Here is a 23,878-nt window from a genome sequence, read left to right as displayed (position 1 = left end):
TCGCTCACGCGTTCTCCTCCAGCAGGCGCCAGCGCAGTTTTTCGCCGGCGCGCAGCGGGACTACGGTCTGCTCGCCAAATGGCAGGCTGTCCGGGGCGGTCCATTCTTCGCGAACCAGGGTGATGGTATCGGTGTTCGCCGGCAGGCCGTAGAAAGCCGGGCCGTGCAGGCTGGCAAAGCCTTCCAGCTTGTCCAGCGCGTTACGCTGCTCGAACGCTTCGGCGTACATCTCGATGGCCGCGTAGGCGGTGTAGCACCCGGCGCAACCGCAGGCAGCTTCCTTGGCATGGCGGGCATGCGGGGCCGAGTCGGTTCCCAGGAAGAACTTCGGGTTGCCGCTGGTGGCAGCGTCCAGCAGCGCCACCTGGTGGGTGTTGCGCTTGAGGATCGGCAGGCAGTAGAAGTGCGGGCGAATGCCGCCGACCAGCATGTGGTTGCGGTTGTACAGCAGGTGTTGCGCGGTGATGGTCGCGCCGACGTTGGCCGGGGCCTCGCTGACGAACTGGGCGGCATCGCTGGTGGTGATGTGCTCGAACACCACCTTCAGCGTCGGGAAGCGTTCGACCACACGGCGCATGTGTTCGTCGATGAAGCGCTTCTCGCGGTCGAACACGTCGATCTCGCTGCGGGTCACTTCGCCGTGCACCAGCAGTGGCATGCCGACTTCCGCCAGCGCCTCGATGGCGGGGAAGATATTGTCGATGCTGGTCACGCCCGAGTCGGAGTTGGTGGTAGCGCCGGCCGGGTACAGCTTGGCGGCGTACACGAAGCCGCTGGCCTTGGCCGCGCGGATGTCCGCGGGGCTGGTGCGGTCGGTAAGGTACAGCACCATCAGCGGTTCGAAGCGGCTGCCGGCCGGCCGGGCAGCCAGGATGCGCTCACGGTAGGCGCCGGCTTCGACGGCATTGCGAACCGGTGGAACCAGGTTGGGCATGATGATGGCACGGGCGAAGGTACGCGCCACGTCGCCAACGGTATGGGGCAGGACGGCACCATCGCGCAGATGGATGTGCCAGTCGTCGGGACGCAGGAGGGTCAGGCGATCGGACATTGGGGATTCCAGGCGGGTCGAACTCAAGCCCCAATGCTACCGGAAAACCCCGGGTGGAGCACGGCTATCAAGTTTTCCGGCTGGCGTCCGATAGCCTGCAGGTAAGCCGTCAGAATTGTGGAGCCGCCCGTGCGCCAGCGTTACCTAGCCCTATTGACCCTGTTCGCCAGCCTGCCGGCTGGTGCGCTGACCTTCCAGACGCGCATGGAAAATATCGCCTGGAAGGTCGAGGGTGACCAGTTCGAGTGTCGGCTGGTGCAGCCGATCGACGGCTTTGGCAGTGGTGAGTTCGTGCGCCGTGCGGGCGAACAGCCGGTGTTCCAGCTGCGTTCGGACAGTAACGCGCTGGGTGCCGGCACCGCGACCTTGCTGGCGGCCGCTGCGCCCTGGCAACCCGGGCGCAGCGACATCAACCTGGGCAGCGTGCGCATGGCCCGCACCGGCGTGTTGTTCAGCTCGTCGCAGGGCCAGGCCAGCCGGCTGATCAATGGCCTGCTCGACGGCCGCAGCACCGTGGTGCGCAATTATGCCGGCGAGGCGGGCAGGCCGATGGAAGTGCGGGTGCTGCCGGTCAGCTTTGCCAAGGCCTACAGCGACTACCAGGCCTGTGCCGGCAAGCTGCTGCCGATGAACTATGACCAGGTGCGCCAGACCCAGGTCGGCTTCCCTGGCGGTGGTTTCGATCTGGATCAGTCGGCCAAGTCGCGGCTGGATGTCATCCTCGACTACATGAAGGCCGACCCGACAGTGAACCATGTCGAGCTCAACGGCCACTCGGACAACAGCGGCAACCGCCTGACCAACCGTGACATGTCGCGCCGCCGCGCACTGGCGGTAGCTGATTACCTCAAGGCCAATGGCGTACCGGAAGAGCAGATCACTGTGCGCTTCCATGGCGAGCGCTATCCGTTGGCCAAAAACAACAGCGCGGCGAACCGGGCGCGTAACCGTCGTGTGAACATCGAGCTGGATCGCGTCGCGGTGGTCGAGAAACCGGTCGAGAAAGCGGTGGAAAAGCCGGCCGAACCGACACTGCCACCGGTGGCTCCGGCCACGGCACCAGCCAGCCCGGCTGCTGCGGCGGCGGGTACCAAGGCTCCTTGACATTTCCTGTCGCATATTCCGTCGCCCTTCCGACAGTTCCTGTCGCTTTGTCGTCAGAAGCTGTCGCCCCACTGTAAATTTACTTGCAAGGTCGTTAGAATCGACGCTTTTCCGTACAACCCCGTGGAGTGATGGCATGGCGGACGTAAAAAAGGTCGTACTGGCGTATTCCGGCGGCCTTGATACTTCGGTGATTCTCAAGTGGCTGCAGGATACCTACAACTGCGAAGTGGTGACCTTCACCGCAGACCTGGGGCAGGGTGAAGAGGTCGAGCCGGCCCGTGCCAAGGCCCAGGCAATGGGCGTTAAAGAGATCTACATCGACGACCTGCGCGAAGAGTTCGTGCGTGATTTCGTGTTCCCGATGTTCCGCGCCAACACCGTCTACGAAGGCGAGTACCTGCTGGGTACTTCCATCGCCCGTCCGCTGATCGCCAAGCGCCTGATCGAAATTGCCAATGAAACTGGCGCTGACGCCATTTCCCACGGCGCAACCGGCAAAGGCAACGATCAGGTACGTTTCGAGCTGGGCGCCTACGCCCTGAAACCAGGCGTCAAGGTCATCGCCCCGTGGCGTGAGTGGGACCTGCTGTCCCGCGAGAAGCTGATGGACTATGCCGAGAAGCACGGTATCCCGATCGAACGCCATGGCAAGAAGAAGTCGCCGTACTCGATGGACGCCAACCTGCTGCACATCTCCTACGAAGGCGGGGTCCTGGAAGATACCTGGACCGAGCACGAGGAAGACATGTGGCGCTGGAGCGTCTCGCCAGAGAACGCCCCGGACCAGGCCACCTACATCGAGCTGACCTACCGCAACGGTGACATCGTTGCCATCGATGGCGTCGAGAAAACCCCGGCCACCGTGCTGGCCGACCTGAACCGCATCGGTGGTGCCAACGGCATCGGCCGCCTGGATATCGTCGAGAACCGTTACGTCGGCATGAAGTCGCGTGGCTGCTACGAAACCCCTGGTGGCACGATCATGCTCAAGGCCCACCGTGCCATCGAGTCGATCACCCTGGACCGCGAAGTCGCTCACCTGAAGGATGAGCTGATGCCGAAGTATGCCAGCCTGATCTACACCGGCTACTGGTGGAGCCCGGAGCGCCTGATGCTGCAGCAGATGATCGACGCCTCGCAGGTCAACGTGAACGGCGTGGTGCGCCTGAAGCTGTACAAGGGCAACGTCACCGTGGTTGGCCGCAAGTCGGACGATTCGCTGTTCGACGCCAACATCGCCACCTTCGAGGAAGATGGCGGCGCCTACAACCAGGCGGACGCTGCCGGCTTCATCAAACTCAACGCGCTGCGTATGCGCATTGCTGCCAACAAGGGCCGTTCGCTGCTCTGATTTGCTGGCGCATGCCATGGAAACCCCGGCCCAGCCGGGGTTTTTTTTGCCTGATGGAAACCTGCTGCGCTCAGTCGCCTCGGGGTGCCGTATCTTCTTCCAGCGGGCTGACCGACAATTGTGCACACTGGCGTTTGTCCAGGTTGCAAAAGCGCCATGTCCTGGGTGTTTGCAGCGGTTGGGCCAGTGCACGCAGGAGTTGCTGTTCCATCAACTGGTAAGCATCGGGCCCGGAAAACATGATCGTGACAGGTTCGCCATGTTCGGTCTCGCCGAGCCTGCTGGGTGCGCTTGGCGTGCTCCTGGTACCTGGCGTAGGTGGAGTATCGCTTGCCGTGTTATCCGACGACGGGTTGTAGAACGACTTGTAGTTGAAGTTGAGTGTCAGAAAAAATAATGCTGTCAGAAAAAACGGAAATCCTACCAGAAACCAGGTATAGAGATTCTGGCTGGCTTCGCTGAGAAACGGCAAGGTAGCAAGTGCGGAGGATTCGATGATGCCCGCGAAGATGGCAATGATCGTCAGCGGGGCGACAGGTTGTCGTTCGGGCATGAGGGCTGTCTCCGGCGTTTTCACCCATTGTTGCCTTACTGTGCCGCCCAACTAAAGACTGGACTGTTTCCCGGGCGACGAATCATCGCTGTCCTGCGCGCTGACGAGGATTTTTCAATGGCCCGGGTTGAACTTTTCAACTGCAAGCGTCGCCCTGAATGGGCGTGTGCCTTGAAAGACGGGTAATAGTATTTACTTTTCTGTTCAGGAAGTTTGTTGTTACAGACGCAGTAGTTATGTGTAGGAAATTTCTGTAAGTGTTGTAGGTTTCATCTGTTCATCTGTTTCTTCGGCAAATCGTCGCGCCATCTGCTGTTCTGTCGGTTATCGTGGCGTGCCAAAGCAGAACAATGAATGGATATCGCATGAATAAAGTGCTTATCGTGGATGATCACCCGGTCATACGCCTGGCCGTACGCATGCTGATGGAGCGGCATGGTTATGACGTCGTCGCGGAGACTGACAACGGCGTGGCTGCACTGCAGCTGACACGGCAACACCTGCCGGATATCGTGGTGCTGGATATCGGCATTCCCAAGCTGGACGGCCTGGAGGTGATCGCCCGCATGACAACCTTCAGCCCGGCCAGCAAGGTGCTGGTGCTGACATCGCAGGCACCTGGCAACTTCTCGATGCGTTGCATGCAGGCAGGGGCGGCAGGGTACGTGTGCAAGCAGCAGGAACTCACGGAGTTGCTGAGCGCCATCAAGGCGGTGTTATCGGGCTACAGCTACTTCCCCAACCAGGCGCTGCATGCATCACGCAGCAAGGGAGGAGGAAGCGAGACCGATATGGTCAATCGCCTCTCGGCGCGCGAGATGACGGTATTGCAACAGTTGGCACGAGGGCGTTCGAACAAGGAGATTGCCGACAGCATGTTTCTCAGCAACAAGACGGTCAGTACCTACAAGTCACGCCTGTTGCTGAAGCTGAATGCGCGCTCGCTGGTCGACCTGATCGAACTGGCGCAACGTCAGGGGCTGAATTGATCGCCAGGCCGTAAAGCCTCCAGCCAGGAGGCTTTGCCAGCGCTGAAGGGATGGGCCTACAGGTCGTAGTCGAAATCGGCCAGCTGTTTCTGCAGGCGCCTTTCTTCCAGCATGTTATCAATGGTGCGGCGTTTGCTGAGGTTGGTCTTTGCAATTTCCACCACGGGCTCCGCTTCATCCTCTGCGGCAACAAAATCATCTTCGATCGACAGGTCGTCTTTATCGCTACTCATGAGTCGCTCCAAGCCAAGGGGCCATTGGCCGTCCTTATAACCAGAAAGCAGACGCTGGTAAAAAAGATTTTTTCAATCGTGATGGGTGGTTTTCGCCTATCGAATCAATCGTCGGATGTCTTGTGCTTGTACTCGCACAAATCTTCGATCCGGCAGCTGCCGCACCGTGGCTTGCGGGCCTGGCACACATAGCGACCGTGCAGGATCAGCCAATGGTGGGCGTCGAGCAGGTATTCCTTCGGGACGAACTTGATGAGCTTCTTCTCCACCTCCAGCACCGTCTTGCCCGGCGCGATGCCGGTGCGGTTGCTGACCCTGAAGATATGCGTGTCCACCGCCATGGTCGGCTGGCGGAACGCGGTGTTGAGCACCACGTTGGCGGTCTTGCGGCCCACCCCGGGCAGCGCCTCCAGGGCTTCGCGGGTTTGCGGCACCTGGCTGCCGTGACGCTCGATCAGTAGCCGACAGGCCTCGATGACGTTTTTCGCCTTGCTGTTATACAGGCCGATGGTCTTGATGTACTCGCTCAGGCCTTCCACTCCCAGGGCATGGATGGCTTCAGGGGTGTTGGCGACCGGAAACAGGCGGGCGGTGGCCTTGTTTACGCCCACGTCGGTGGCTTGCGCGGACAGGGTCACGGCAACCAACAGCTCGAACGGAGTGGTGTAGGCCAGTTCGGTCTTCGGCTCGGGGTTGTCTTCGTGCAGCCTGCGAAAGATCTCCAGGCGTTTGGCGGCATTCATGAAATCAGCGTGTTCCTTGACGACGTGGGTGGGCAGGGCCTGTACGCAGGCGATTGTACAAGGCCAACAGCAGTCCGAGCAGTATCAGCGCACCGGGTGCCTGGCTGGCCAGGTGCAGGCCAGCAACTTCGCCCAGCCATTGCCGGCTGGCACCGAGCAACAGGCAGGCGCCCAGCACCGCGGCAAGGTACCTTGCAAGCAGGCGCCAGCGCCGGTGGTTGGGCAGCAGGTGTTCGGTGGCCAGGCATTGCAGGCAGAGCAGAGCGGGGTAGTGGCCGAGGGCAACCGCCAAAGGTAGCAACCATGCCCGCAGCGCCAGTTGCAGGCAGCTGGCCAGGGCCGCCAGCAGCAACAGGCTGGCCAGCGTGAACGCCCAGCTGGCCAGCCTGTGCCGCAGAGGCGCCAACAGTAACTGGTGCAGGCCGCCCATCAGCACCGCGCACGCGCCGATGATAGCGCCTTCGCTCAGGGTCCCGGTGGCACCCAGCAGCGGCACCAGGCTCGCGCCCAGCAGATGCAACCTATTCATGTGGGGAGCCCTCCAGCAGCACGCTGCGCTGCTCGTCGAAGTAACTCAGCGCCTCCTGCAGCGCGCTGATCACGGCCCGAGAAGTCACGGTTGCGCCGCTCAACTGGTCGAAGTCGCCGTGATCACGTCGCAGTGCCCAATGATCACTCAAGTGTCGATTCGCAAACTGCTGCAGCCAATTGACTTGCGGGTCCCCCAGGCGAGCACCCAGCCCGGGGCTTTCCTGTTGTTCGACCACCTGGCTGCCGATCAGTCGACCGTCTGTGGCAATGGCGATGCTCAGCACGATCGGGCCGGCATAGCCTTGAGTCTGGGTGACGACAATGATGGCGACCGGGGTTCCCGCCAGCTCGGCCCGGTACGCCGCCAGGATACGGCTGGTTGGCCGTTGTGCGGCGGGCGTGGGCAGCGGGTGGTCCAGTGGCTGGTTGTCGTAGCTACCGTCAGGCAGCACCGCCAGCCGTTCACGGCTTTGCAGCTGTTTTGCGGCGTCGACGATGGCCGGGCTGGTCCAGTGTCGCCAGGCCAAGGTAACCGACACCGCCAGTGCCGCAACCAGCAGCAACAGCCCTGCTTCACGGGCCAGGCGACTCATGGGGCAGCCTGCTGGCGTTGCGCCGTCAGGCGTTCGAGGCTCGGTACCACAAGGTTCATCAACAGGATGGCGAACGCCGTGCCATCCGGATAGCTGCCCCAGGTGCGAATCAGGTAGATCAACACGCCCGCGCCGACGCCGAACAGCAGTCTGGCCCGCTCATGCCGTGGGCCGGACACCGGTTCGGTGGCGATGAAGAACGCCGCCATCATGGTCGAGCCGGACAACAGGTGCAGCAAGGGGGAACCGTTGGAGTCCGAGCCCGACCCGTTCCAGGCCAGCAGGCTGAACAGAAACAGGCCTGCCAGCAGACCGATCGGCGCATGCCAGCTGATTACCTTGCGCTGCAGCAGGAACAGGCCGCCGAGCAGGAACGCCAGGTTTACCCATTCGTTGCCGCGCCCACCCATGCTGCCGAATCCCGGGTGGCTGGCGAACAGCTCGTCGATGGTCAGGCTGCGGTTGTGGCGCAGGCCGTCGAGCAGTGTTGGCCGGGCCCAGGCATCGATCTGGTCGCCACCGGCGAAGACCTGTTGCAGGGTGTCGAGCAGGCCGGGTGCCGGTCCGGGCCAATGGTTCATTTGCAGCGGGAAGCTCAGCAGCACGAAGGCATAGCCGACCATGGCCGGGTTGAACAGGTTGCGCCCGACCCCGCCGAAGGCCTGCTTGCCGATACCGATGGCCACGCTGGCGGCGGTCACCGGTAGCCACCAAGGCGCCAGGGTGGGCAGGGCGGCGGCCAGCAGTACGGCTGTCACCAGGGCGCTGCCGTCGTTCAGGGCCGTGCCCGGCGGTTGCCCACGCAGCAACAGCAGGAGTGCTTCGCACAGCAGTGCAGCACCGGTACACAGCAAGATATTCAACAGCAGCCCCCAGCCGTGCAGCCAGGACAGAACCAGCAGGCCCGGTACGCAGGCCAGCAACACCAGGCCCATGCTGGTGCGCAGCCGCGGATCAGGCCTGACGCTCATTGGCTGAACAACCCGTTGAAGCCGGAAAATGCCAGGGTCATTACCCCGGCGGCGAGCAGTTCGACAGGCAGGCCGCGCAGTACGCCAGGGATGTCGGCATGGGTGCAGCGCTGGCGCAGGTCGGCGAACAACACGAGTGCCAGCCAGAAGCTGCCGCCGGCCAGCAGCCCTTGCAGCAAGGTGGCAAACCCTGTGTATTCGGCGCTTGCCTGTTGCAGGATCAGCCCGAGCACCAGCGCATTGCTCGACAGCAGTGCGGGAAGCTGCGCCACTGGCCAGGCGGGTTGCCAGCGTGCCAGTAGCCACGGTATCCCCCAGGCGAGCAGTGCCAGCCAGGGCAACAGCAGGAACAGCTCAAGGTCTCCAGCCAGCAGCGGCATCAATAGCCGCGCACCGAGCACACCCAGGGCGATGCACAGAGCGCAGGCAAGGCCATGTACATGCAGGTACAGCCTTGAGCACGGCACGGGTGACAGGCACAGGTGATTGATCAGCGAGGCACTGATCAGGACCAGAAGGTAATCGTTCATGGCATGACGATAGCCGGGAATCGCGGCGATTGTCCGGCTCTCGTGGAGGGGAGCTGCATCGCAGCCCCCCGGCAGGGCCGGTTACTTGATGCGCTGGCCTGGCTTGGCGCCGCTGTCCGGGCTCAGCAGGTAGATTTCTTCGCCGCCAGGGCCCGCCGCCATGACCATGCCCTCGGAGATGCCGAAGCGCATCTTCCGCGGCTTGAGGTTGGCCACCATCATGGTCAGGCGACCTTCCAGCTTGGATGGGTCGGGGTAGGCTGACTTGATGCCCGAGAACACGTTGCGGCGCTCGTCGCCGATGTCCAGGGTCAGTTGCAGCAGCTTGTCGGCACCCGGTACGGCTTCGGCCTTGACGATAAGGGCCACGCGCAGGTCGACGGCAGCGAAGGTATCGAACTCGATTTCCGCCGACAGCGGGTCCTTGGCCAGTTCGCCGTTGCCGGCCGGGGCCTTGGCTTCGGCGGCCAGCAGGTCTTCCTTGCTGGCGGCGACCATGGCTTCGACCTTGGCTGGTTCGATGCGGCTCATCAGTGCTTTGAACGGGTTCAGCTGGTGGTTTTCCAGGCGCGACAGGTGATCGTTCCAGCTCAGCGGAGCCACGTTGAGGAAGGCTTCGGCGTCGGCAGCCAGTACCGGCAGCACCGGCTTGAGGAAGATGACCAGCTGGCGGAACAGGTTGATGCCCTGTGCGCAGATGGCCTGCACTTCTTCCTGCTTGCCTTCCTGTTTGGCCAGCGACCACGGTGCCTTGTCGGCGATCCAGGCGTTGGCACGGTCGGCCAGCGCCATGATCTCGCGCATGGCACGGCCGAAGTCGCGGCCTTCATAGGCGTCGGCGATCGACGGGGCGGCCGCCAGGAAGGCTTCGGTCAGCTCCGGTGCGGCATCGCCAGCCACCATCACGCCGCCATTGCCCTTGTGAATGAAACCGGCGCAACGGCTGGCAATGTTGACGACCTTGCCGACCAGGTCCGAGTTCACCTTCTGCACGAAGTCTTCCAGGTTCAGGTCCAGGTCATCGACGCCACGGCCCAGCTTGGCTGCGTAGTAGTAACGCAGGTATTCAGGCTGCAGGTGGTCGAGGTAGGTGCGGGCCTTGATGAAGGTGCCACGCGACTTGGACATCTTGGCGCCGTTCACCGTCAGGTAGCCGTGAACGTTGACCGCAGTCGGCTTGCGGAAACCGGCGCCTTCGAGCATGGCTGGCCAGAACAGGGCGTGGAAGTTGACGATGTCCTTGCCGATGAAGTGGTACAGCTCGGCCTTGGAGCCCTCGTTCCAGAAGGCATCGAAGTCCAGCTCCGGGCGGCGTGCACAAAGGTTCTTGAAGCTGGCCATGTAGCCGATCGGTGCATCCAGCCACACGTAGAAGTACTTGCCCGGCTCGCCTGGGATCTCGAAGCCGAAATACGGCGCGTCACGCGAGATGTCCCACTCCTGCAGGCCCGAGTCCAGCCATTCGGCCAACTTGTTGGCCACCGCGTCCTGCAGGGTGCCGCTGCGGGTCCACTGCTGCAGCATGGCCTGGAAGTCCGGCAGCTTGAAGAAGAAGTGCTGGGAATCACGCAGTACCGGGGTGGCGCCGGAGATGGCCGACTTGGGGTTCTTCAGTTCGGTAGGTGCGTAGGTGGCGCCGCACTTTTCACAGTTGTCGCCGTACTGGTCTTCGGCCGCACACTTGGGGCAAGTGCCCTTGATGAAGCGGTCGGCCAGGAACATGCCCTTTTCCGGGTCGAAGTACTGGGTCACCGAGCGGGTGGCGATGTGCCCGGCTTCACGCAGGCGCGTGTAGATCAGGCTCGACAGCTCACGGTTCTCTTCGCTGTGAGTGGAGTGGAAGTTGTCGAAATCGACCAGGAAGTCGGCGAAGTCGCTGCTGTGCTCGGCCTGGACGTTGGCGATCAGCTGTTCCGGAGTGATGCCTTCCTTCTCGGCGCGCAGCATGATGGCCGAACCGTGGGCGTCATCGGCGCAGACATAGATGCACTGGTTGCCACGCAGCTTCTGGAAGCGGACCCACATGTCTGTCTGGATGTACTCGAGCATATGGCCAAGGTGGATCGATCCGTTGGCATAGGGCAAGGCGCTGGTGACGAGAATCTGACGTGGCTCGGACATGGTGGCTCGGCTACTTATCTGGCGACGGGGTAAAAATGAGGTTGATCGGCCACTATAAAGGGCTGGCGAAGATATTTCACCCCGCATGCACATCTGCTGACGATTGACGGGTTAGGATAGGCGCCTGTTTGACATTCAGTTTGCCAATGGGAGTCTCCATGAGTGCCGTCACCCGTGCCGCCGTCGAAGGCGTGCTTCGCCAGTACACCGACCCCTACCTGAACCAGGACCCGGTCAGCGCCGGCTGCGTGCGCGCCATCGATATCCAGGACGGGCAGGTCAGCGTGCAGTTGCAGCTGGGTTATGCCGCAGGGCTGTTCAAGAATGGCTGGGCCCAGGTGCTGCAGACCGCCATCGGCAACCTCGAGGGCGTCAGCAGTGCCCAGGTGTCGATCGACTGCGTGGTCGCCGCGCACAAGGCCCAGGCCCAGGTACCGGCCATGGCCAACGTCAAGAACATCATCGCCGTGGCTTCGGGCAAGGGTGGGGTGGGCAAGTCGACCACCGCGGCCAACCTGGCCCTGGCCCTGGCCCGCGAAGGTGCGCGGGTGGGTATTCTCGATGCTGACATCTACGGCCCCAGCCAAGGCGTGATGTTCGGTATCGCCGAAGGCACCCGCCCGCAGATCCGTGACCAGAAGTGGTTCGTGCCGATCAAGGCGCATGGCGTGGAAGTCATGTCCATGGCGTTTCTCACCGACGACAACACGCCGATGGTCTGGCGCGGGCCGATGGTTTCCGGTGCGCTGCTGCAACTGGTGACCCAGACCGCCTGGGACGACCTGGACTACCTGGTGATCGACATGCCGCCGGGTACCGGTGACATCCAGCTGACCCTGGCGCAGAAGGTGCCGGTGGCAGGCTCGGTCATCGTCACCACCCCGCAGGACCTGGCCTTGCTGGATGCCAGGAAGGGCGTGGAGATGTTCCGCAAGGTCAATATCCCGGTGCTGGGCGTGGTGGAAAACATGGCCGTGCACATCTGCTCGAACTGTGGCCATGCCGAGCACCTGTTCGGTGAAGGCGGTGGCGAAAAGCTGGCCAGCCAATATGGTGTCGACCTGCTGGCCTCGTTGCCGCTGTCGATGCTCATCCGCGAACAGGCCGACAATGGCAAGCCGACCGCCATCGCCGAACCGGAAAGCCAGATCGCCATGGTCTACCAGGAACTGGCGCGCCAGGTAGGGGCGCGGATCGTGCTGCAGGAAGCGGCTGCACCGGCGATGCCGAGCATTACCATCAGCGAGGATTGACCTGCCAGGCCGAGGCCAGGCGCCTCGGTCATTCTTTCAGGCATGAAAAAACCCGCCGGAAGGCGGGTTTTTTTTGAAAGCTAAAAAGCTCGATCGACTTAGGCGATCTGAACTTCTTCAGCCTGCATGCCTTTCTGGCCGCGGGTAGCGACGAAAGTAACAGCCTGGCCTTCTTTCAGGGTTTTGAAGCCGTCAGCTTGGATGGCTTTGAAGTGCACGAACAGGTCATCGCCCGACTGAGGAGTGATGAAGCCGTAGCCTTTCTCATCGTTGAACCACTTAACAACACCGGATTGACGGTTGGACATTTTTCTGTCTCCTTGGACAATTTGATAACGGTCAGGAAAAACCCTGCCCGGGACTGAGCGCAAAGAGAGCAGAAAATTCAGCGATGGGCCGATCAGGATCGTGCATCAAACTAGAGATTCTCGGTGTCACGTGCAGCACAGTGGCGTCACCTTACCCCACTTTCCGCAACCTGCCAATGGTCAGAAGGCGCTTTAGGCGAATTCGGATCGACGGCGGCGCGAACCCCCGCCCGGCGCGGGATGAGGCATGGAACTTTAACCTGGGCGCAGGGACCGGTAAGATGCGCGTCTGGTTTTTCCCCCTCGCAACTCTTCTAGGACACCCCGCCATGAGCATCAAATCGGACAAGTGGATTCGCCGCATGGCGCAGGAACACGGCATGATCGAACCGTTCGTCGAGCGCCAGGTGCGCGGCGAGCAGGACAACCGGGTGATTTCCTTCGGCGTCTCCAGCTACGGCTACGACGTACGCTGCGCCGACGAATTCAAGGTGTTCACCAACATCAATTCGGCCACCGTCGACCCGAAGAACTTCGATGCCGGTAGCTTCGTCGACATCAAGAGCGACGTCTGCATCATCCCGCCGAACTCGTTCGCCCTGGCGCGCACCGTCGAGTACTTCCGCATTCCACGCGACGTGCTGACCATCTGCCTGGGCAAAAGCACCTACGCCCGGTGTGGCATCATCGTCAACGTCACCCCGCTGGAGCCCGAGTGGGAAGGCCACGTGACCCTGGAGTTCTCCAACACCACCACGCTGCCGGCGAAGATCTACGCCAATGAAGGCGTGGCGCAGATGCTGTTCCTGCAGTCCGACGAAGAATGTGAAGTGTCGTACAAGGACCGCGGCGGCAAGTACCAGGGCCAGCGGGGCGTCACCCTGCCGCGTACCTGAGCCGACAGGCGCGGGGAATTACCCGCGCCTTTGGCACTCCAACAGGGTAATGCCGGTGCGCACGATGCGCAGCGGCCTTGTCAGGAGCAGCCAATGAAACTCCATCCCGCAATCAGTGCCAAGCTGGCAGTCCTGCAGCCCAACCATGTGGGGTTGTTGTCCTGGTCACTGCTGGCGCACCCGCTGCCGATGCAGGCGGGGGGCGTGCCCCACCAGCCTGACCCCGATACACCACAGCCGCCGGAGCCGGGCGAAACTCCGCCCATGGAGCCGGGCGAGCCGACCCTGCCTGACGAACCGCCTCCGGGGCCTGTCGCCTGAACGTCGCTAAATTGCCCATACCCGCCCTGCGCCGGCGAGGTACACGCGGCTGGTGGCGGTGGGGGCGATTTCCCAGCCCCCGGTGAATTCACCGAACGCCGGCAGCAGGCTCACCTGGCCATCGATCAGGAAGCACGGCAGGCGCAAGCGCTGCCGCGCCTTGCCACGCAGGACGAAGACCGGGTGGACATGGCCTGCCAGTACCGGGTGGGTCGGGTGAGGTCGCGGTTCGTGCTGTAGCGCGAAGGGTTCCAGCAGCCAGGGTTCGTCCATCACTTCGATGCCGAGCGAAGCGGGTGGATCGCCGACGTTGTGGTCATGGTTGCCGCGTATCAGCACGATCTTCAGCGTCCTGTGTTGTTCGCGCCACGCCTGCAGCCTGGCCAGCGTCGCTGGCGCCCTGGCTGCGCGCGCATGCAGGAAGTCGCCCAGGATGATCAGTTGCTCGCATGCCTGCGCGGCCAGCAATGCATCCAGGCGGGCAAGCGTCGCTGCCGTGGTGCCACGCGGTACCGGTTGGTGCAGGGCACGATAGCTCGCCGCCTTGCCGATGTGCACGTCCGCCACCAGCAGGGCGCGGCGTGCCGGCCAGTAGATGGCCTTGTCGGGAAGCAGCCAGAGCTGCTCGCCACAGTGCTCGATGGACAGCAGGCCGGTCATTCACCAGTACCCGCTGCACGTTCCAGCTCGGCGACCATCCGTGCAATCCGGTCCGCCAGTTTCTCCGTGCTCAGGGTCTCGCGCATGCCCTCCACCAGCAAGGCAAACGCCAATGGCCCCGGCCGCTTCAGCAACTGCAGGTCGAGCCGCAACCGCCCCATTTTCAGCAGTTGCCGATGCAGGCGCTCGATCTCCAGTTCTTCGTTCAACACTTCGTCCCGCGCCTGGCCCAGCAGCAAGTTGCCAGCGTCATGCTTGCGGAAGACCTCGTAAAACAGGCCACTGGAGGCCTGAATCTGCCGCAGGCTTTTCTGCGCCGCCGGGTAGCCGCCAAACACCAGCCCGGCAATCTGGGCGATCTCGCGAAAACGCCGCAATGCCATTTCTCCCGCATTGAGGCTGGCCAGCACATCGTCCAGCAGGTGCTCGGTAGCCAGTGCCTGCGGCAGATGGGTCGCCCAATCCACCTGGCCGGGGCTGAGCAGCTCGAACCCATAGTCGTTGACGGCGATCGAAACCGACAGCGGCTGTACGCGGCTCACCCGCCAGGCAATCAGGTTGGCCAGGCCAAGGTTGGCCATGCGCCCGGCAAACGGATACAGGAACAGATGCCAACCCTGGCGGGATCTGAAGGTTTCGGCCAGCAGCGTGTCGATGGCAGGCAGCGCCGACCATTGTGCCTGCAAGGCCAGCAGCGGGCGTGCTGCACGCATTTCCGGGCCCTCGAAACGGCCGTGCGCTGCTGCATCGAGCTGCTCGACCAGGGCGTCGGCCAGTTCGCTGGAAAGCGGCATGCGGCCGCCGTTCCAGCGGGCAACCGCGGCCTTGCGTGCGCTGCTGCGGCGTACGTAGGCGGTCATGTTCTCTACACGCACCAGTTCCAGCACACGCCCGGCGAACACCAAGGTATCGCCAGGCCGCAAGCGGGCGATGAACGCCTCTTCGACGCTGCCCAGCGCTTTGCCCCCGCCGCCCTTGCTCCAATACTTGAGCTGCAGGCTGGCGTCGCTGACGATGGTGCCGATGCCCATGCGGTGACGGCGTGCCAGGCGTTCGCTGGCAACCCGGTAAACGCCGTCGGCCTGGCGCTCGACGCGCTGGTAATCGGGGTAGGCGCTGAGCGAGCTGCCACCATGGCAGACGAAGTCCAGCGCCCATTGCCACTGGCTGTCGTGCAGCGCCCGAAATGCCCAGGTGCTGCGTACCTCTTCGAGCAACAGTTCGGCGTGAAAGCCACTGCCCAGGGCCATGCTGACCAGGTGCTGCACCAGCACGTCCATGCACAGGCGTGGCGAATGACGGGCCTCGATGTGCCCGGCGGCCAGGGCCTGCCTGGCGGCGGCTGCCTCCACCAGTTCCAGGCTGTGGGTGGGCACCAGGGTAACCCGCGAGCGTCGCCCCGGTGCATGGCCGGAGCGCCCGGCCCGCTGCATCAGGCGGGCAATGCCCTTGGCCGAACCGATCTGCAGCACGCGCTCGACTGGCAGAAAGTCCACGCCCAGGTCCAGGCTGGAGGTGCAGACTACCGCTTTCAGGCTGCCCTGCTTGAGGCTGCGCTCGACCCAGTCACGTGTCTCACGGGCCAGTGAGGCATGGTGCAGGGCGATCAGCCCGGCCCAGTCGGGGCGCGCTTCGAGCAGGGCCTGGTACCAGAGTTCGGCCTGGGCCCGGGTGTTGGTGAACACCAGGCAACTGCTGCTGGCATCGATCTCCCGGCTGACCTGGTCGAGCATTTTCAAGCCCATGTGCCCGGCCCACGGAAAGCGCTCGATGGCCGTAGGTAGCAGGGTATCGACCTGCAGCGGTTTGTCTTGCCGGCCTTGTACCAGCAAACCACCCTGAGGCAGCAATACCTCCAGCGCATGCTGCAGGTTGCCGAGGGTGGCGGACAGGCCCCAGGTGGGCAGGCCCGGGCGCCAGCGGCGCAGGCGGGCCAGGGCCAGTTGCAGTTGTACCCCGCGCTTGTTGCCCAGCAGTTCGTGCCATTCGTCCACCACTACCAGGCGCAAGGTGGCGAAGTCGTCGCGGGCCTGTGCGCGGGTCAGCAGCAGGGTCAGGCTTTCGGGGGTCGTGACCAGCACGCTGGGCAGGCGCCGCGCCTGGCGGGCACGTTCGGCACTGCCGGTATCGCCGCTGCGCACGCCCACGCTCCACGGCAAGCCGAGCTCGTCCAGCGGCGCCTGCAGGGCGCGGGCGGTATCGGCGGCCAAGGCGCGCATCGGCGTGACCCACAGCACCTGCAACGGCGCGGCCTGTCGCCCCTGGGCTTCGGCCTTGAAGGCGCGCAGCGCGGCGAGCCATACCGCGTAGGTCTTGCCGGCGCCGGTACTGGCATGCAGCAGGCCGGATTCGCCGCGTGCCACGGCAGCCCAGACACGGCGCTGGAAAGCGAACGGCTTCCAGCCACGCTGGGCGAACCAGGCAGTGGCGAGGTCGGTGACGGCGGGCATGGGGCAGGGGTCCTTGGCGGGCTGTGTCTCTACAGACAACCCGCCAGCTGCAATGGTTTTACCTGGTCAGTTAGCCAGCAGGTAGCCGCTGCGGCACACCTGCTCGCCGGCCACGTGGGCGATGACCATGCCGGCGGTAGCCATGCGCCGCACGCTGCGCGCATACAGCAGGCCCGGCTGCTGGTTGCGCACGGCGGTCACCCGGTCGCTGAGCGGGTCGATGACTTCGGCTATCAGTTGGCCAGCCTCGAGGGTTTGCCCAGGCTTTGCGTGGTACACCAGCAGCCCGCCCAATGGCGCCACCACGGGTTCGACCGCGGCCAGGGGTGTAGCCGGGTTGCGCAACGCGGGCAGGGCAGTGGCGGCACCTTCGATGACCCCCGTGTGGGTCAGGAAGTCGAGAAGCGCCTGGCAATCCTTGCTCGCCAGCTCATGGCTGACATCGGCCTGGCCACGCAACTCGACCGTCACCGAGCAGCAGCCCAGCGGGATCGGGAAGCGCTTGCCGAAGCGCTGTTGCAACTGCCACCAGACCAGGCTGAAGCATTCATCGAACGACTGCCCGCCCGAGTCGGTGGCCAGCAGGCTGGCCTGCGCGCCCAGGTAGCGCGCCAGCGGTTCGATCTGCGGCCAGGCGTCTGGCGTGGTGTACAGATGCTCCACGGCTTCGAAGTCGCAGTGCAGGTCCAGCACCATGTCGGCATCGCAGGCCAGGCGTTGCAGGATCAGGCGCTGGGCCTGCAGCGGCGTGCGCGCCGGGTGCGCGTCCAGCCCGCGGCGCAGGTACTCGCGGATCAGGGCGAGGTTATGGTCCGGGTCTTGAGTCAGGTGTTCCTCGATCTGGTCGCCGATGCTATCCGACAGGTCGACGAAGTTGCGGTTGAAGTTCTCGCCGCTTTGCAGTTCGAAACGCCCCAGCGGTGCGTCCAGCAGCACCTGTTCCAGGCCGACCGGGTTGGCCACCGGTACCAGGATGACCTCCTGTTGCAGCCGGCCTTGCTGTTCCAGTTCGGCCAGGCGGCGCTTGAGGTGCCAGGCCACCAGCATGCCGGGCAGTTCGTCGGCATGCAGCGAGGCCTGGATATACACCTTGCCGCCACCGCGTGGGCCGTAGTGGAAGCTGTGCAACTGGCGGGTGATACCCGGAACGGGGGAAAGCAGGTCGTGGGTTGAATGGTGCATGGTCGTCCTGATTGCGTGGCGAAAACGGTCTGCGACACGGGTCGGCACACAGATAGAAGCATAGATTCCGTGACTGCGCCTCATCCGCTACCTGTTGGACGAGCGCGTGGGCTTCTTTGCGGTCCGAATCGTCTCAAGCCAGCAGTGCCTGCAGGGTCGCCAGGTCATCCGCCTCTTCAACCGGCTTGTCCAGCCGCCAGCGCAGCATCCGCGGGAAGCGCACGGCGATGCCACTCTTGTGCCGCCGGGACAGGGCGATGCCTTCGAAGCCCAGCTCGAACACCAGCGTCGGCGTCACGCTGCGCACCGGGCCGAAGGTTTCGACCGTGGTCTTGCGGATGATGGCATCGACCTTGCGCATCTCGTCGTCACTGAGCCCTGAGTAGGCCTTGGCAAAAGGTACCAGCGCCCGCCCCGGGGTGCCGGCCGGCGCGTCCCATACGGCGAAGGTGTAGTCGCTGTACAGGCTGGCCCGCCGGCCATGGCCGCGCTGGGCGTAGATCAGCACGGCATCGACGCTGAACGGGTCGATCTTCCATTTCCACCAGGTGCCCATGTCCTTGGTCCGCCCTACGCCATACAAGGCCTCGCGCTGCTTCAGCATCAAGCCTTCCACCCCCAGGCTGCGTGACTGTTCGCGCTGGCGGGCAAGGTCGGCCCAGTCCGTGCCCACGAGCAGGGGCGAGAGTACCACGGGTGCCAGTGGGTGCTCCTCAAGCACCTGCTCCAACTGGCGGCGGCGCGCGTGCTGCGGCCGGCTGCGCCAGTCTTCGCCTTGCCATTCCAGCAGGTCGTAGGCCTGTAGTACTACCGGCGCATCGCTCAGCAGTTTCTTGCCCAGGGTCTTGCGGCCCAGGCGCTGCTGCAACAGGGCAAAGGGCTGTACCGCCAGTTCATCCGCCGAACTGCCCGGTTTCCACACCAGGATCTCGCCATCCAGCACGACCCCGTCGGGTAATGTCTGCGCCAGGCTGTGCAGCTCGGGGAAGCGCTCGGTGACCAGTTCCTCGCCACGCGACCAGACCCACAGCTGGCCTTCGCGCTTGACCACCTGGGCGCGAATGCCGTCCCACTTCCATTCGATCTGCCATTCGCTCGGTGGGCCGAGCAGCGCATCGAATTGTTCGCTCGGCACTTGCAGCGGGTGGGCCAGAAAGAACGGGTAGGGCTGGCCACCACGCTGGTCATGTTCATCGTCTGATGCCGGGGCGACCAATTGTTGGTAGCGGGCGGCAGTGGGGCGGTGACTGATGTCGGTGTAGCCGACCAGACGCTGGGCCACGCGTTTGGCATCCAGCCCGGCCAGTTGCGCCAGGGCGCGTGTGACCAGCAGCTTCGAGACGCCAACGCGAAAGCTCCCCGTGATGAGCTTCAGGCACAGCATCAGGCTGGGGCGGTCCAGCTGTGCCCACAGCGGCGGCAGGCGTTGCTGGAGCTGTTCGACGGGCAGGCCGCGCAATGGCAGCAAGTGCTGTTCGACCCAATGGGCCAGGCCATCGTCGCCCACCTGATGGCTTTCCGGCACCAGCAGGGAAATGGTTTCGGCCAGGTCGCCAACGGCCTGGTAGCTTTCCTCGAACAGCCAGTCCGGCAGCCCCGCCAACTTACAGGCCAGCTCGCGCAACACGCGGGTAGGCACCAGCTGGCGCGGGCGACCACCGGCCAGGAAGTATACCGCCCAGGCGGCATCTGCAGCCGGGGCGGTGCTGAAGTAGTCACGCAAGGCTTGCAGCTTGGCGGCGCTGGAGGTGGTCGCATCCAGCCTCAGGTACAGGTCGGCGAACGCTTTCATGCGTCTGGCTCCACGGCGACAGCTTCGTCTTCCTCGCCGTATTCGGTCGCGAAGGCCCGGGCATCGAGGCCTTGTTCGTTCAGATAGCGCACCAGTACGTTGACTGACCCGTGGGTGACCATCACCCGTTCCGCGCCGGTCTGGCCGATGGCCCAGAGCAACCCCGGCCAATCGGCATGGTCCGAGAGCACGAAGCCACGGTCCACTCCGCGCCGTCGGCGGGTGCCGCGCAACAGCATCCAGCCACTGGCGAAGGCATCGCTGTAGTCGCCGAAACGGCGCATCCAGCTGCTGCCACCGGCCGATGGTGGGGCCAGGACCAGCGCCTGGCGCAGCAGCGGGTCGTTGCGCGGGATATCACCGGCGTAGCGGGTCTCTGGCAAGTAGACGCCAGCCTCCCGGTATACCCGGTTCAGCGGCTCTACGGCGCCATGTACGAGGATCGGGCCAATGCTGGCGTCCAGCCCGTGGAGGATCCTTTGCGCCTTGCCGAAGGCGTAGCAGAACAGCACGCTGGCTTTGCCCTGTGCGCAGTTGGCCCGCCACCAGGCGTTGATGGCGGCGAAGATCTCGCTTTGGCTGGGCCAGCGGTAGATGGGCAGGCCGAAGGTCGATTCGGTGATGAAGGTGTGGCAGGGCACCGGTTCGAACGGTGCGCAGGTGGCATCGGGTTCTACCTTGTAGTCACCAGAGGCAACCCAGACCTCGCCCTGGTATTCCAGGCGCACCTGCGCCGAGCCCAGCACATGCCCGGCCGGGTGCAGGCTCAAGGTTACGCCATGGTGCAGCAGGCGTTCGCCGTAAGGCAGGGTCTGCAAGTTGATGTCCTGGCCCAGGCGGCTGCGCAGGATGCCGGCGCCGGGGCTGGCGGCCAGGTAATGGCCATTGCCGATGCGGGCGTGGTCGCCGTGGCCATGGGTGATCACGGCTCGGTCCACGGGCCGCCACGGGTCGATGTAGAAGTCACCGGGCGGGCAGTACAGGCCTTCGGGGCGGGCGATGACGAGGTCCATGGCAGGCATGCTGGTTGTCGAGGGTACTTGTTAGGAGCTTGGGACTGTCTCGAGAGTTCGAAAGGTTTTATCAAGCGAAATGGACTACGCGCCTTTCAGAAATGCCGAAAGGCCTTTCGCAGTTAACTGTGTGGTCAGGGGTAATCGCCAGACGATTTTCCCCGACCACGGCGCGAAGGAAATAAGCGAAGGCCTGAGACGAAAGATCCTCAAAGACTTGGGATTGAAAGCATGAAGGGTTTAGAGGAACACGTGATGATATTCGAGTATCCGGTAGTCGTTCACCAGGAGCAGGGCAGTGTCTGGGTGAGTTGCCCCGCTGTGCCTGAGATGGCCTGCGCTGGTGACACTGTGGAAGAAGCACTGTTCGATGCGGTGGACGCCTTGGAGTCCGCGCTTTCATTCTATGTAGATCAAAGGCAGGCTATCCCGCTACCGGCAACGCCAACGGCAGGTCAACCCGTCGTACGTCTGCCAGCCCTGACGGCTGCGAAGGCGGCGTTATGGAACATCATGGTGGCCCAAAAAATCAGCAAGACCGAGATGGCGCGCCGACTAGGGGTGAATCGCCCCCAAGTCGACCGTCTGATCGATCTGTTGCACCGCTCCAAGATCGAGCAGGTCGAACACGCCCTGCATATGTTGGGGCAGCGGATCGAGCTTTCGGTCGTAGCTGTTTAGTGCAATGCCTGAGCCGCCCCAGTTGGCGGCTCAGGCCGTCTGGGTTACTTGCCAGGCACCAGCGTCAAACGCTGATTGCCATACGCCCGGCCGAAGTTCTGCTGCTGCAGCGGCAGGCTCATGAAGCGCCCCTTGAACCAGGCATCCAGCCCGTCACTGTAATGGGCGCTGGCCGGGTTGCCGGACTGTCCGCTGCTGGTCAGTACCTGCAACGGCTCGGCCTGGCCGAAGTCGACGATCATCCGTGCCGAGGCCGGCAGGCGGGTATCGAAGTCGCTGCCCCAGGCGTAGGGCGTCAAAGCCAGGGTGGTGAAATCACCACCGGCAGCCTGTGGCGATCGGCTGATGGCATCGCCCAGGCCGTGGTAGGCCGGTGCCGGCCAGCGGTACTGGTGCAGCTTGCCCCACTGCCAGGCGCGGCGGTCGGCCCCCAGCTGCGTGGTACCGGCATCGATGGCGCCAGCCAGGCTGCGCGCCAGGATGGCCGGCTTGTCTTCCTTCTGCGGGGTGTTACGGTCATCCCAGAACGGGCTGTCGTCGCGTCCCAGCAGGTGGTCAGCCTGCGCCGAGAACGACAACCGCGCATTGCTGACGAAGGCCTGCCAGGCCGGGCCGGATTCCGGGCCGAGGTCGTCGAGGAAGGTCTGTCGCGCCACTTCCTGGAGGAACAGTTGGTACAGGGCGGCATCGGCCGACACCGGGCTCAGGCGGCCGTCGAAGGCCTTGAGCCGGGCCAGTGCGTCGCGGGCCTTGTCACGCTGTGCGGCGGGCAGGGCATCGATCGCCTGCTGCAGCGGCTGGGCCATGCCCGGGGCATCGAACACCTGCTTGAGCTTGTCGGCCAGCAGGGTGACCTGGTCATTCTGCAGGGCCATCAGGCTGCGGCTGTCGTGGCGGCCATTGCCGGCCAGTTGCGCCAGGCGTTCGGCCCGCTCGGGGTAGTACCAGGTGCTGGACAGCTGCATGCCATAGCCGCGCGGCAGGCTGCGCTGGTTGGCGTGGCCGATCCAGCCGGCTGGCGGGTCCTGGTCGTAAGGGTGCAGCATCGGGTCGGCAAAGCCGTCCCAGTCGTAGCGCCCGTCCCAGCCCGGCGATGGCAGCAGGCCCTGGCCTTCGCGGCGGTTGGGGTAGCGGCCGCTGACTTGCCAGCCGATGTGCTCGGGCTCGGCGAAGACGAAGTTGAGGGCGGCGGCAGTCACTTCACGGGTGCTGTCGAAGGCGCGCTCCACGCTCTGGGCGCGGGTCAGGTCGAACAGCGCGTCGAGGCTGCGATCTTCCTTGAACTGCGGCAGGTTCAGCGCCAGGCCCAGGCTGGCATTGCCCGGTTGCGCCAGCAGGGTGCCGTGGCGCGTGTCGTACATCACTTCGCGCAGCGGGCGCTGGCCGCGGACGAAGAAGGTTTCGCTACGGGCGCGGGCCGGCAGCCATTTGCCGTCGGCCAGGTAGCTCACCTGGCCGCCCTGGTGGCGCAGTTGCTCCAGATACAGGTCCTGGTTGTCGGCCATGACCGCGCTGCTGCTCCAGGCCAGCTTGCCGTTGTATCCGGCCAGCACGATGGGCAGGCCGGGCAACGACAGCCCGGCGACCTGATACTTGCCGGTATGGATCTGCACCGGGCTCAGGGCCCAGGCGGCGCGGCTGTCGCTGGCCAGCAGGCTCTTGCCACTGCGGCTGCGTTGTGGCGCCAGGGCCAGGTTGGCCGAACCGGGGCTGCCCAGCAGGTCGAGGTCGGCCAGCTTCTGGCTGGCGGCGGCCAGGGCTGGCAGGCCCGGCAACTGGCTGGCCAGGTTCAGGCCCTTGAGCTTGTCCACCTCGGCTTCGGCCAACGGCTCGTCCGGGGCACCGGGCAACAGCCAGGCCAGCTTGTCGCTGCCGGCTTTCTGCGCCAGGACCAGGGCGCTCAGTTCTTCCTGCAGGTTCACCGACTGGCTGAAGGCGTACAGGCTGAAGATCAGTGCCGAATCCTCGGGCTTCCAGTATTCCGGGCGATAACCACTGCTGGCCAGGCTGGCGGGCAGCCGGTCGCGGTAACGGAACAGGTAAGCGTTGACCCCACGTGCATACACCTCGAAAAAGCGCTTGAGCCGTGGCGATGCTTCGGCGTACTGCTGGGCGGCGCTCTGCTTGAGGTTGGCAGCGCGCATCAGCCGGTCGATGTCCAGCGCGTCGCTGCCGGCCAGCTCGGCCAGGCGGCCTTGGGCGAGCAGGCGCATGGCGACCATCTGTTCGATGCGATCACCGGCGTGCACGTAGCCCAGGCTGAACAGGGCGTCATGGAAGCTGCTGCTTTCGATCAGCGGCGCACCCATGGCGTTGCGCCGTACCGAGACGTTCTGTGCCAGGCCCTTGAGCGGCTGCACACCGCTGGCCGGTGGCACGCTGTCCTGATAGCCGCCCGTCTGGCAGCCGGCCAGCCCGAGCATGCCGAGCAGCGTGGCAGCGGTTGCGAACCGCGGGCGGAAGGGAGGAAAGGCGGGGGCGGCCATGACAAGGGCTCCTGCAAGGCGTGGCGGGTTTGGAAAGGCGCTAAGGTAGTAAGCGCGCAGGCG

Annotated in this window: 23 protein-coding genes; 7 read left to right on the top strand and 16 right to left on the bottom strand. The window is 64.2% G+C overall.

What is annotated here, in order from left to right:
• Positions 1-4 precede the first annotated feature (4 nt).
• The gene (pyrC, locus tag ACLEJP_RS14195; protein WP_440807277.1) at positions 5-1,051 is read right to left on the bottom strand and encodes a dihydroorotase; all 1,047 of its coding nucleotides are present in this window, start codon (positions 1,049-1,051) and stop codon (positions 5-7) included.
• A gap of 129 nt (positions 1,052-1,180) precedes the next feature.
• Between pyrC and ACLEJP_RS14190 the strand changes: the two genes are divergently transcribed.
• Positions 1,181-2,155, top strand: a complete 975-nt coding sequence (locus tag ACLEJP_RS14190; RefSeq protein ID WP_440807275.1) for a flagellar protein MotY — start codon at positions 1,181-1,183, stop codon at positions 2,153-2,155.
• A 136-nt stretch (positions 2,156-2,291) separates the two neighbouring features.
• Positions 2,292-3,509, top strand: coding sequence for an argininosuccinate synthase (locus ACLEJP_RS14185; RefSeq protein WP_013973956.1), 1,218 nt, complete (start codon positions 2,292-2,294; stop codon positions 3,507-3,509).
• A 70-nt stretch (positions 3,510-3,579) separates the two neighbouring features.
• On the opposite strand, the gene ACLEJP_RS14180 is transcribed toward ACLEJP_RS14185, so the two are convergent.
• Positions 3,580-4,062 carry a hypothetical protein gene (locus tag ACLEJP_RS14180; RefSeq protein ID WP_440807272.1) on the bottom strand — a complete coding sequence of 161 codons (483 nt, stop codon included), beginning with the start codon at positions 4,060-4,062 and terminating at the stop codon, positions 3,580-3,582.
• A gap of 365 nt (positions 4,063-4,427) precedes the next feature.
• On the opposite strand from ACLEJP_RS14180, the gene ACLEJP_RS14175 reads away from it, so the two are divergent.
• Complete coding sequence (locus tag ACLEJP_RS14175) at positions 4,428-5,051, top strand: response regulator (RefSeq protein WP_440807269.1); 624 nt, start codon at positions 4,428-4,430, stop codon at positions 5,049-5,051.
• 56 nt (positions 5,052-5,107) lie between these two features.
• Here the strand turns inward: ACLEJP_RS14175 and ACLEJP_RS14170 are convergent, their stop codons facing one another.
• The 7 genes from ACLEJP_RS14170 to metG form a co-directional block, all read right to left on the bottom strand.
• Positions 5,108-5,284: a PA3496 family putative envelope integrity protein gene (locus ACLEJP_RS14170; RefSeq protein ID WP_225778990.1), complete on the bottom strand. Its 177-nt coding sequence runs from the start codon at positions 5,282-5,284 to the stop codon at positions 5,108-5,110.
• Between the two features lie 104 nt (positions 5,285-5,388).
• On the bottom strand, positions 5,389-6,027 hold the full coding sequence (gene nth / locus ACLEJP_RS14165; protein ID WP_225778989.1) for an endonuclease III: 639 nt from the start codon (positions 6,025-6,027) through the stop codon (positions 5,389-5,391).
• A 4-nt stretch (positions 6,028-6,031) separates the two neighbouring features.
• Positions 6,032-6,556 carry an Rnf-Nqr domain containing protein gene (locus ACLEJP_RS14160; RefSeq protein WP_440807265.1) on the bottom strand — a complete coding sequence of 175 codons (525 nt, stop codon included), beginning with the start codon at positions 6,554-6,556 and terminating at the stop codon, positions 6,032-6,034.
• Entirely contained in the window at positions 6,549-7,151 is a 603-nt protein-coding gene (locus ACLEJP_RS14155; RefSeq protein WP_440807263.1) for an RnfABCDGE type electron transport complex subunit G, read from the bottom strand. The genes ACLEJP_RS14160 and ACLEJP_RS14155 overlap by 8 nt, the downstream gene beginning before the upstream one ends.
• Complete coding sequence (locus tag ACLEJP_RS14150; RefSeq protein ID WP_440807262.1) at positions 7,148-8,122, bottom strand: RnfABCDGE type electron transport complex subunit D; 975 nt, start codon at positions 8,120-8,122, stop codon at positions 7,148-7,150. The genes ACLEJP_RS14155 and ACLEJP_RS14150 overlap by 4 nt, the downstream gene beginning before the upstream one ends.
• Entirely contained in the window at positions 8,119-8,652 is a 534-nt protein-coding gene (locus tag ACLEJP_RS14145) for an Rnf-Nqr domain containing protein (protein ID WP_440807259.1), read from the bottom strand. The genes ACLEJP_RS14150 and ACLEJP_RS14145 overlap by 4 nt, the downstream gene beginning before the upstream one ends.
• A gap of 81 nt (positions 8,653-8,733) precedes the next feature.
• Positions 8,734-10,773: a methionine--tRNA ligase gene (gene metG, locus ACLEJP_RS14140; RefSeq protein WP_289130319.1), complete on the bottom strand. Its 2,040-nt coding sequence runs from the start codon at positions 10,771-10,773 to the stop codon at positions 8,734-8,736.
• Positions 10,774-10,931: 158 nt separating this feature from the next.
• Between metG and apbC the strand changes: the two genes are divergently transcribed.
• Positions 10,932-12,026 (top strand): iron-sulfur cluster carrier protein ApbC, encoded by a 1,095-nt coding sequence (apbC, locus tag ACLEJP_RS14135; RefSeq protein ID WP_440807257.1) that lies wholly within the window; start codon positions 10,932-10,934, stop codon positions 12,024-12,026.
• 98 nt (positions 12,027-12,124) lie between these two features.
• Here the strand turns inward: apbC and ACLEJP_RS14130 are convergent, their stop codons facing one another.
• The gene (locus ACLEJP_RS14130) at positions 12,125-12,334 is read right to left on the bottom strand and encodes a cold-shock protein (protein ID WP_003254922.1); all 210 of its coding nucleotides are present in this window, start codon (positions 12,332-12,334) and stop codon (positions 12,125-12,127) included.
• 329 nt (positions 12,335-12,663) lie between these two features.
• Here ACLEJP_RS14130 and dcd point away from each other — a divergent pair, with 329 nt between their 5' ends.
• Entirely contained in the window at positions 12,664-13,230 is a 567-nt protein-coding gene (gene dcd / locus ACLEJP_RS14125) for a dCTP deaminase (RefSeq protein WP_003254920.1), read from the top strand.
• A 93-nt stretch (positions 13,231-13,323) separates the two neighbouring features.
• Positions 13,324-13,551, top strand: coding sequence for a hypothetical protein (locus tag ACLEJP_RS14120; RefSeq protein ID WP_225778982.1), 228 nt, complete (start codon positions 13,324-13,326; stop codon positions 13,549-13,551).
• A gap of 6 nt (positions 13,552-13,557) precedes the next feature.
• Here ACLEJP_RS14120 and pdeM read toward each other — a convergent pair whose 3' ends face one another.
• From pdeM to ACLEJP_RS14095, 5 genes are all read right to left on the bottom strand, one after another.
• Complete coding sequence (gene pdeM, locus ACLEJP_RS14115) at positions 13,558-14,211, bottom strand: ligase-associated DNA damage response endonuclease PdeM (RefSeq protein WP_440807254.1); 654 nt, start codon at positions 14,209-14,211, stop codon at positions 13,558-13,560.
• Complete coding sequence (locus tag ACLEJP_RS14110; RefSeq protein WP_440807251.1) at positions 14,208-16,661, bottom strand: ligase-associated DNA damage response DEXH box helicase; 2,454 nt, start codon at positions 16,659-16,661, stop codon at positions 14,208-14,210. Before ACLEJP_RS14110 ends, pdeM begins: the two co-directional genes overlap by 4 nt.
• 66 nt (positions 16,662-16,727) lie before the next feature.
• Positions 16,728-17,843 carry a succinylglutamate desuccinylase/aspartoacylase family protein gene (locus ACLEJP_RS14105; protein WP_440807248.1) on the bottom strand — a complete coding sequence of 372 codons (1,116 nt, stop codon included), beginning with the start codon at positions 17,841-17,843 and terminating at the stop codon, positions 16,728-16,730.
• Between the two features lie 133 nt (positions 17,844-17,976).
• Positions 17,977-19,635 carry an ATP-dependent DNA ligase gene (locus ACLEJP_RS14100; RefSeq protein ID WP_440807246.1) on the bottom strand — a complete coding sequence of 553 codons (1,659 nt, stop codon included), beginning with the start codon at positions 19,633-19,635 and terminating at the stop codon, positions 17,977-17,979.
• Positions 19,632-20,648 carry a ligase-associated DNA damage response exonuclease gene (locus ACLEJP_RS14095; RefSeq protein WP_440807243.1) on the bottom strand — a complete coding sequence of 339 codons (1,017 nt, stop codon included), beginning with the start codon at positions 20,646-20,648 and terminating at the stop codon, positions 19,632-19,634. Before ACLEJP_RS14095 ends, ACLEJP_RS14100 begins: the two co-directional genes overlap by 4 nt.
• Before the next feature lie 231 nt (positions 20,649-20,879).
• On the opposite strand from ACLEJP_RS14095, the gene ACLEJP_RS14090 reads away from it, so the two are divergent.
• Positions 20,880-21,329: a type II toxin-antitoxin system HicB family antitoxin gene (locus tag ACLEJP_RS14090; protein ID WP_440807242.1), complete on the top strand. Its 450-nt coding sequence runs from the start codon at positions 20,880-20,882 to the stop codon at positions 21,327-21,329.
• A gap of 44 nt (positions 21,330-21,373) precedes the next feature.
• On the opposite strand, the gene ACLEJP_RS14085 is transcribed toward ACLEJP_RS14090, so the two are convergent.
• The gene (locus tag ACLEJP_RS14085; RefSeq protein WP_440807240.1) at positions 21,374-23,815 is read right to left on the bottom strand and encodes a penicillin acylase family protein; all 2,442 of its coding nucleotides are present in this window, start codon (positions 23,813-23,815) and stop codon (positions 21,374-21,376) included.
• Positions 23,816-23,878 lie beyond the last annotated feature (63 nt).

The organism is Pseudomonas sp. SMV7, assembly GCF_052041995.1.
In the GTDB taxonomy this organism is placed as follows: domain Bacteria; phylum Pseudomonadota; class Gammaproteobacteria; order Pseudomonadales; family Pseudomonadaceae; genus Aquipseudomonas.
The sequence above is the reverse complement of the archived record's forward strand: the minus strand, read 5'-3'. Positions and strand labels throughout refer to the sequence as shown.

Coding starts and splice junctions, on each gene's coding strand:
- ACLEJP_RS14130 (WP_003254922.1), bottom strand. CDS start 12,334: ATGTCCAACCGTCAATCCGGTGTTGTTAAGTGGTTCAACGATGAGAAA.
- ACLEJP_RS14185 (WP_013973956.1), top strand. CDS start 2,292: ATGGCGGACGTAAAAAAGGTCGTACTGGCGTATTCCGGCGGCCTTGAT.
- pyrC (WP_440807277.1), bottom strand. CDS start 1,051: ATGTCCGATCGCCTGACCCTCCTGCGTCCCGACGACTGGCACATCCAT.
- ACLEJP_RS14085 (WP_440807240.1), bottom strand. CDS start 23,815: ATGGCCGCCCCCGCCTTTCCTCCCTTCCGCCCGCGGTTCGCAACCGCT.
- ACLEJP_RS14170 (WP_225778990.1), bottom strand. CDS start 5,284: ATGAGTAGCGATAAAGACGACCTGTCGATCGAAGATGATTTTGTTGCC.
- ACLEJP_RS14090 (WP_440807242.1), top strand. CDS start 20,880: ATGAAGGGTTTAGAGGAACACGTGATGATATTCGAGTATCCGGTAGTC.
- ACLEJP_RS14180 (WP_440807272.1), bottom strand. CDS start 4,062: ATGCCCGAACGACAACCTGTCGCCCCGCTGACGATCATTGCCATCTTC.
- ACLEJP_RS14100 (WP_440807246.1), bottom strand. CDS start 19,635: ATGAAAGCGTTCGCCGACCTGTACCTGAGGCTGGATGCGACCACCTCC.
- metG (WP_289130319.1), bottom strand. CDS start 10,773: ATGTCCGAGCCACGTCAGATTCTCGTCACCAGCGCCTTGCCCTATGCC.
- nth (WP_225778989.1), bottom strand. CDS start 6,027: ATGAATGCCGCCAAACGCCTGGAGATCTTTCGCAGGCTGCACGAAGAC.
- ACLEJP_RS14105 (WP_440807248.1), bottom strand. CDS start 17,843: ATGCACCATTCAACCCACGACCTGCTTTCCCCCGTTCCGGGTATCACC.
- ACLEJP_RS14175 (WP_440807269.1), top strand. CDS start 4,428: ATGAATAAAGTGCTTATCGTGGATGATCACCCGGTCATACGCCTGGCC.
- ACLEJP_RS14095 (WP_440807243.1), bottom strand. CDS start 20,648: ATGGACCTCGTCATCGCCCGCCCCGAAGGCCTGTACTGCCCGCCCGGT.
- ACLEJP_RS14110 (WP_440807251.1), bottom strand. CDS start 16,661: ATGCCCGCCGTCACCGACCTCGCCACTGCCTGGTTCGCCCAGCGTGGC.
- ACLEJP_RS14155 (WP_440807263.1), bottom strand. CDS start 7,151: ATGAGTCGCCTGGCCCGTGAAGCAGGGCTGTTGCTGCTGGTTGCGGCA.
- ACLEJP_RS14160 (WP_440807265.1), bottom strand. CDS start 6,556: ATGAATAGGTTGCATCTGCTGGGCGCGAGCCTGGTGCCGCTGCTGGGT.
- ACLEJP_RS14150 (WP_440807262.1), bottom strand. CDS start 8,122: ATGAGCGTCAGGCCTGATCCGCGGCTGCGCACCAGCATGGGCCTGGTG.
- dcd (WP_003254920.1), top strand. CDS start 12,664: ATGAGCATCAAATCGGACAAGTGGATTCGCCGCATGGCGCAGGAACAC.
- ACLEJP_RS14145 (WP_440807259.1), bottom strand. CDS start 8,652: ATGAACGATTACCTTCTGGTCCTGATCAGTGCCTCGCTGATCAATCAC.
- pdeM (WP_440807254.1), bottom strand. CDS start 14,211: ATGACCGGCCTGCTGTCCATCGAGCACTGTGGCGAGCAGCTCTGGCTG.
- apbC (WP_440807257.1), top strand. CDS start 10,932: ATGAGTGCCGTCACCCGTGCCGCCGTCGAAGGCGTGCTTCGCCAGTAC.
- ACLEJP_RS14120 (WP_225778982.1), top strand. CDS start 13,324: ATGAAACTCCATCCCGCAATCAGTGCCAAGCTGGCAGTCCTGCAGCCC.